Origin of the sequence: Mesorhizobium sp. ESP7-2, assembly GCF_020164715.1 — a bacterium.
Taxonomy (GTDB): domain Bacteria; phylum Pseudomonadota; class Alphaproteobacteria; order Rhizobiales; family Rhizobiaceae; genus Mesorhizobium.
On the sequence record NZ_JAIUGQ010000093.1, the window covers coordinates 1 to 2809 of the forward strand.

The following is a 2809-nucleotide window of genomic DNA, read 5'->3' on the forward strand; positions in this document are numbered from 1 at the left end:
GCGTGAGGCGACGATCTCTTCGAGGTCGCGCGGGCTTGCTGCTGTGGTTTCCAAGTATCTGTTATAGGTAACTTATCCTGAATACATAGGGATAAAGTGGCGAACGCGGGGAACTGAAACATCTAAGTACCCGTAGGAAAGGACATCAACCGAGACTCCGGAAGTAGTGGCGAGCGAACCCGGACCAGGCCAGTGGCGATTGAGAGACAAGCGGAACCTTCTGGAAAGTAGGGCCATAGTGGGTGACAGCCCCGTACGCGTAATGCAATCAATCGTCCTCGAGTAAGGCGGGACACGTGAAATCCTGTCTGAAATTGGGGGGACCACCCTCCAAGCCTAAGTACTCGTGCATGACCGATAGCGAACTAGTACCGTGAGGGAAAGGTGAAAAGCACCCCGACAAGGGGAGTGAAAGAGTACCTGAAACCGATTGCCTACAAACAGTGGGAGCCCGCAAGGGTGACCACGTACCTTTTGTATAATGGGTCAGCGACTTAGTGTGACGAGCAAGCTTAAACCGGTAGGTGTAGGCGCAGCGAAAGCGAGTCTGAACAGGGCGTTCAGTTCGTCGCATTAGACCCGAAACCGAGTGATCTAGCCATGAGCAGGTTGAAGGTAAGGTAACACTTACTGGAGGACCGAACCCATAACTGTTGCAATAGTTCGGGATGACTTGTGGCTAGGGGTGAAAGGCCAATCAAACTCGGAAATAGCTGGTTCTCCGCGAAATCTATTTAGGTAGAGCGTCGACCGAATACCCCAGGGGGTAGAGCACTGGATGGGCTAGGGGTCCTCACCGGATTACCAAACCTAACCAAACTCCGAATACCTGGGAGTACTAGTCGGCAGACACACGGCGGGTGCTAACGTCCGTCGTGAAAAGGGAAACAACCCTGACCTACAGCTAAGGTCCCCAAGTTATGGCTAAGTGGGAAAGGATGTGAGGATCCCAAAACAACCAGGATGTTGGCTTAGAAGCAGCCATCATTTAAAGAAAGCGTAACAGCTCACTGGTCTAAATAAGGGTCTTTGCGCCGAAAATGTAACGGGGCTAAAGCCATACACCGAAGCTTAGGGTTTGGTCCGCAAGGGCCAAGCGGTAGCGGAGCGTTCTGTAAGCTGATGAAGCCATACCCGTGAGGGGTGGTGGAGGTATCAGAAGTGCGAATGCTGACATGAGTAACGTAAGGGGAGTGAGAGACTCCCCCGCCGAAAGACCAAGGGTTCCTGCTTAAAGCTAATCTGAGCAGGGTTAGCCGGCCCCTAAGACGAGGCGGAAACGCGTAGTCGATGGGAACCACGTTAATATTCGTGGGCTTGGAGGTAGTGACGGATCATTGAGGTAGTCCAATCTTATCGGATTGAACGGGCTGCTGCGTGGTTCCAGGAAATAGCTCCTCCTTATAAACCGTACCCGAAACCGACACTGGTGGTCTGGTAGAGTATACCAAGGCGCTTGAGAGAACTATGCTGAAGGAACTCGGCAAATTGCACGCGTAACTTCGGAAGAAGCGTGACCCTTTTCTACGCAAGTAGAGGAGGGTGGCACAGACCAGGGGGTAGCGACTGTTTATCAAAAACACAGGGCTCTGCGAAGTCGCAAGACGACGTATAGGGTCTGACGCCTGCCCGGTGCTGGAAGGTTAAGAGGAGGGGTGCAAGCTCTGAATCGAAGCCCCAGTAAACGGCGGCCGTAACTATAACGGTCCTAAGGTAGCGAAATTCCTTGTCGGGTAAGTTCCGACCTGCACGAATGGCGTAACGACTTCCCCGCTGTCTCCAGCATAGACTCAGTGAAATTGAATTCCCCGTGAAGATGCGGGGTTCCTGCGGTTAGACGGAAAGACCCCGTGCACCTTTACTATAGCTTTACATTGGCATTCGTAGTGGCATGTGTAGGATAGGTGGTAGGCTTTGAAACCTGGGCGCCAGCTCAGGTGGAGCCACCCTTGAAATACCACCCTTATTACTATGGATGTCTAACCGCGGCCCGTTATCCGGGTCCGGGACAATGTATGGTGGGTAGTTTGACTGGGGCGGTCGCCTCCTAAAGAGTAACGGAGGCGCGCGATGGTGGGCTCAGAACGGTCGGAAATCGTTCGCTGAGTGCAATGGCATAAGCCTGCCTGACTGCGAGACTGACAAGTCGAGCAGAGACGAAAGTCGGTCATAGTGATCCGGTGGTCCCGCGTGGAAGGGCCATCGCTCAACGGATAAAAGGTACGCCGGGGATAACAGGCTGATGACCCCCAAGAGTCCATATCGACGGGGTTGTTTGGCACCTCGATGTCGACTCATCGCATCCTGGGGCTGGAGCAGGTCCCAAGGGTATGGCTGTTCGCCATTTAAAGCGGTACGTGAGTTGGGTTCAGAACGTCGTGAGACAGTTCGGTCCCTATCTGCCGTGGGTGTAGGAATATTGAAAGGATCTGTCCCTAGTACGAGAGGACCGGGATGGACGGATCTCTGGTGGACCTGTTGTGGCGCCAGCCGCATAGCAGGGTAGCTATATCCGGACGGGATAACCGCTGAAGGCATCTAAGCGGGAAACCCACCTTAAAACGAGTATTCCCTGAGAACCGTGGAAGACGACCACGTTGATAGGCCGGGTGTGGAAGAGCGGCAACGCTTGAAGCTTACCGGTACTAATAGTTCGATCGGCTTGATCGTTCTCATTCCTAATGTCCATTTCGGCGCAATCCAAAGGATTGTCGCCTGAAGTCAGATGTTTAGCCAGCGCTCACGCATGAGCGGCCCCTTCGGGGCCTATGCTCCGCGAGGGCGCCGGTAAACCGGCGACGCGCAGTCG

1 rRNA gene is annotated in these 2809 nt (G+C 53.9%); it reads left to right on the forward strand.

Features of this window, described 5'->3' with window-relative positions:
* Positions 1-2670 (forward strand): 23S ribosomal RNA (locus LB543_RS33690); the annotation flags it as partial.
* Positions 2671-2809: the final 139 nt, after the last annotated feature.